Source organism: Actinomadura geliboluensis, from assembly GCF_005889745.1.
Taxonomy (GTDB): domain Bacteria; phylum Actinomycetota; class Actinomycetes; order Streptosporangiales; family Streptosporangiaceae; genus Spirillospora; species Spirillospora geliboluensis.
This window is the reverse complement of the sequence record NZ_VCKZ01000561.1, coordinates 1-4941: the sequence shown is the minus strand read 5'-3', so window position 1 is coordinate 4941 and position 4941 is coordinate 1. Positions and strand designations below refer to the sequence as shown.

At 74.9% G+C, this 4941-nt stretch carries 2 protein-coding genes; both read left to right on the top strand.

The window, feature by feature from the left end; all coding sequences use genetic code 11:
- On the top strand, positions 1–916 hold a 916-nt coding region (locus tag ETD96_RS41300; RefSeq protein ID WP_240808597.1), incomplete at its 5' end, for a condensation domain-containing protein.
- Positions 913–4812: an amino acid adenylation domain-containing protein gene (locus ETD96_RS41295; protein WP_240808596.1), complete on the top strand. Its 3900-nt coding sequence runs from the start codon at positions 913–915 to the stop codon at positions 4810–4812. The genes ETD96_RS41300 and ETD96_RS41295, both read left to right, overlap by 4 nt.
- The last annotated feature ends 129 nt before the right edge of the window (positions 4813–4941 follow it).

Genomic DNA, 4941 nt, shown 5'->3' with positions numbered 1-4941 from the left:
CTGGGAGGACGTCCTCGCCACCCCCGACCCGGTCCTCGGCGCCCGCCCGCTCGACCCGGCCGCCGACACGTTCGGGACGGCGCGGCACCTCACCCTCGGCCTGCCCGCCGACGTGACCGGCCCCCTCCTCACCGAGGTCCCCGCCGCGTTCCACGGGCGCGTCAACGACGTGCTGCTCACCGGCCTCGCCCTCGCCGTCGCCGAATGGCGGCGCGAGCGCGGCACCTGCGACGAGACGGCCGTCCTCATCGACCTCGAAGGGCACGGCCGCGAGGAGGTCGTCCCCGGCGTCGACCTGTCCCGCACCGCCGGCTGGTTCACCTCCCTCTACCCGGTGCGCCTGGACGCCGGGTGGGTCGAGCCCGCCGACGTCCGCGAGGGCGGCCAGGCCGTCGGCACCGCCCTCAAGCGGGTCAAGGAGCAGCTCCGCGAGATCCCCGACAACGGCATCGGGTACGGGCTGCTGCGCCACCTCAACCCCGCGACCGGCGAGCGGCTGCGCGGCGCGCACCCGCAGCTCGCGTTCAACTACCTCGGCCGCACCGCCGCACCCGAGGCCACCGACTGGGCACCGGCCGGACCGGCCGAGAGCGACGCCCTCGGCACCGGGCAGGACGCCGCGCTCGGCCTCGTCCACGCGATCGAGGTCAACGCGCACACCCGCGACCTGCCGGGCGGGCCCGAGCTGTCCGCGACGTGGACGTGGGCCGGGGACCTGTTCGACGCCGCCGCGGTCGAGGACCTCGCCGGCCGCTGGTACGCGGCGCTGCGCGGCCTCGTCGCGCACGTCGTCGACGGCACCGCCGGCGGGCCCGTCGGCGGGTTCACCCCGTCCGACCTGTCCCTGGTGGACGTCAGCCAGGACGAGATCGACGAGCTCGCCGCCGAGCTCGACGGTGAATGGGAGCTGGATTGAGCAAGTCGCAGCTAGAGGACATCCTCCCGCTGTCCCCGTTGCAGCAGGGCCTGTTCTTCCACGCCCTCTACGACTCCGGCCACGACGTCTACACCGCGCAGATCGTGCTCGACCTGCGCGGCCCGCTCGACGCCGCCGCGCTGAAGGCCGCCGCGCAGACGCTGCTGCGCCGGCACGCGAACCTGCGGGCCGGGTTCCGCCAGCGCAAGGAGGGGTCGCCGGTCCAGGTCGTCCACCGCGCGGTGCGGCTGCCCTGGCGGGACGAGGACCTGTCCGCGCTGCCCGAGCCCGGCCGGGAGGCCAGGGCCCGCGAGCTGGCCGACGCCGAACGCGCCCGGCCGTTCGACATGGCGAAGCCGCCGCTGCTGCGGTTCATGCTCATCAAGATGGCGGACGACCTGCACCGCATGGTGTTCACCAACCACCACATCCTGCTGGACGGCTGGTCCACGCCCGTCCTGCAGACCGAGCTGTTCGCGCTGTACCTCGCCAAGGGCGACGACACCGGCATGCCGCGCGTCGCCCCCTACAAGAACTACCTGGCGTGGCTCGCCGCCCAGGACCGGGCCGCCGCCGAGGACGCCTGGCGCACCTCCCTCCAGGGCGTCCACGAACCCACCCTGGTCGCCCCCGGCGCGCCCGAGCCCGGCACCGGCGCGCCCGGCCGTGTCCGGACTCAGCTCACCGAGGAACTCACCACCGCGCTCAGCGCGCGCGCCCGCGCCCAGGGCGTCACCCTCAACACGGTCTTGCAGCTCGCCTGGGGCACGCTGCTCAGCACCCTCACCGGATCCAGCGACGTCGTGTTCGGCGCCGCCGTGTCCGGCCGCCCGCCCGAACTGCCCGGCGTCGAGCAGATGATCGGCCTGTTCATCAACACGCTGCCGATCCGCGTCCGCGTCCGGCCCGCCGACACCGTCGCCGAGGCCCTCGCCCGCCTCCAGGACGAGCAGGCCGCGCTGATGCCGCACCACCACCTCGGCCTCGCCGACATCCAGCGGCTCACCGGCGCCGGGACGCTGTTCGACACGATGACCGTCCTGGAGAACTACCCGTTCGACGCGGACGCCGCCGGCGCCGACCTCGGCGGCCTCACCCTCCGCGACGTGGACGGCTACGACGCCACCCACTACCCGCTGACGTTCGCCGCCGTCCCCGGCCGCGGCCTGTCGCTGCGCATCGACCACCGCCCCGACCTGTTCAGCGGCGCGGACGCCGAGCGGCTGATGCGGCGCCTCCTGCGCGTCCTCGACGCGATCGCGCACAAGCCGGACCTGCCCCTCGGCCGCGTCTCCGTCCTCGACGACGGGGAGCGCGCCGACGTCCTGGAGAACTGGCAGGGCCGCCGGACCGGCCGCGCGCCCGGCACCCTCACCGGCCGCTTCGCCGAGCAGCGCGCGAAGACCCCGGACGCGACCGCCGTCCGCGCCGCCGGCGCCTCCCTCAGCTACGCGGAGCTGGACGCCCGCGCGAACCGGCTCGCGAACCGGCTCGTCGAGCTGGGCGTCCGCCGCGAGTCGCGCGTCGCGGTCCTGCTCGAACGGTCCGCGGACGTCGCCGTCGCGTCCCTGGCGATCCTCAAGGCCGGCGGCGCCTACGCGCCCCTCCACCCCGGCCAGCCCGCCGACCGGATCGCGTGGGCGATCGGCGAGGTCGGCGCGCCCGTGCTGATCGTCGACGGCGCGATGCGCGACCGCGCCGCCGCCTTCGGCACCGCCGCCCGCGTCATCGCCGTGGACGACCCGGAGACCGCCGCCGCCCCGGACACCGACCCGGCCGTGCCGTGCCATCCGGACCAGCTCGCCTGCGTGTTCTTCACCTCCGGCTCCACCGGCCTGCCGAAGGGCGTCATGATCACGCACCGCGACGCCGTCGGCCTCGCCACCGACGGCCGGCTCCGCGGTGGCGCCCACGACCGCGTCCTCGTCCACTCCTCGCACGCCTTCGACGCGTCCACCTACGAGCTGTGGACGCCGCTGCTGCGCGGCGGCACCGCCGTCTTCGCGCCCCCCGGCCCGCTGGACGGCGCCGCCCTCGAAGAGATCATCGGCACCGAGGACCTCACCGCCGCCTTCCTCACCACCACCCTGTTCAACCTCGTCGCCGAGGAGCGCCCGCACGCCTTCGCCCGGCTCCGCGAGGTGCTGACCGGCGGGGAGGCCGGGTCGCCCGCCGCGATGCGCAAGGTCCTCGCCGCCTGCCCGGACACCGAGGTCGTCCACATGTACGGGCCCACCGAGGCGACCACGTACGCGACCGCCGCGCCGCAGCGCGCGCCCCTCGCCGACCCGGCCGAGCGGACGCCCGTGCTCGGCCGCCCCTACGACGACATGCGCATGTACGTGCTGGACCAGGGGCTGCGTCCCGTCCCGCCCGGCGTCGTCGGGGAGGCGTACATCGCCGGGTCCGGCGTCGCCCGCGGCTACCTGCGGCGGCCCGCGCTCACCGCCGAGCGGTTCGTGCCCGACCCGTTCGGCGCGCCCGGCGACCGCATGTACCGCACCGGCGACCTCGTCCGGTGGCGGCCCGGCGGGGACCTGGAGTACGTCGACCGCGCCGACTTCCAGGTCAAGATCCGCGGGTTCCGGATCGAGCTGGGCGAGGTGGAGGCGGCGATCGCCGCGCACCCCGGCGTCGCCAACGTCGCCGTCATCGCCCGCGAGGAGGCCCCCGGCCACAAGGCCCTGGTCGCCTACGTCATCGCGCCCACCACCGACGGCCTCCGCGAGTTCGTCAAGGAACGACTGCCGGAGTACATGGTGCCCGCCGCGTTCGTCCGGATGGACACCTTCCCGGTCGGCCCGACCGGCAAGCTCGACCGGCGGGCGCTGCCCGCCCCCGACTACTCCGGTGCCGCCGCCGGCCGCGACCCGCGCACCCCGGACGAGGAGCGGCTGTGCGCGGTCGTCGCCGAGGTGCTCGGCCTCGACCGGGTCGCCGCCGACGCCAGCTTCTTCGACCTCGGCGGCGACAGCATCGCCGCGCTGAAGCTCGTCACCCGCGCCCGGCAGGCCGGCGTCGAGCTGACGCCCCGCGACGTGTTCACCCACCAGACCGTCGAGGCGCTCGTGAAGGCCGGCGACCCCGACGACCGGATCGGCTTCGAGGTGCTCCTCCCGATCCGGACGTCCGGGTCCCGCCCGCCGGTGTTCTTCGTCCACCCCGCCGGCGGCCTCGCCTGGCCCTACCTGCAGTTCCAGCGGCACCTCGGCCCCGACCAGCCCGCCTACGGCCTGCAGGCCCGCGCGTTCACGCGGTCGGACCTGCCCGGCTCCGTCGCGGAGATGGCCGCGGACTACCTGGAGCAGATCCGGTCCGTGCGCCCGTCCGGCCCCTACCACCTGGTGGGCTGGTCGCTCGGCGGGCTCGTCGCCTACGAGATGGCCGTCCGGCTCCAGGCCGCGGGCGAGGACGTCGGGCTGCTCGCGCTGATCGACTCCTACCACGGCCAGGACCTCGCCGGCGACGAGCGGGAGATCCTGCACGAGCTGCTGCAGGGCATCGGCGTGGACGCGACGGCCCTCGCGCCGGACGGCAACCCCGACATGAAGCAGATCATGGCGATCCTCGCGGACCGCGACGACGCCCTCGCCACCCTCGCCGAGGACGACCTGGTCAACGTCTACCGCAACTACGAGAACGGGCTCCGGCAGGCCGAGGAGTACCGGCCGGGCCGGTTCCGCGGCGACGTCGTGTTCTTCACCGCGCTCCAGGGCCGCACCGCGGAGTCGCCCACCGGGCGCGCCAACTGGGGCCCGCTCGTCGAGGGCGAGATCGAGGACTACCCGGTCGACATCGAGCACCACCTGCTCCTGGAGCCGGAGCCGGCCGCCGAGATGGGCGCCGTCCTGGCCGCCAAGCTCGACAAAATGCACAGCGGAACGCGGGACCACTGAAAGGACTTTCAATGGCTGAGTCAAGCCGCCTGGGCGACCGGCGCGGAGGAGGTGAAGCACCGGTCGTCGCGCAGCAGGGCCCACAGCACGTCGATTCGGCGTCTGGCCAGCGCCATCAGCGCGTTCTGA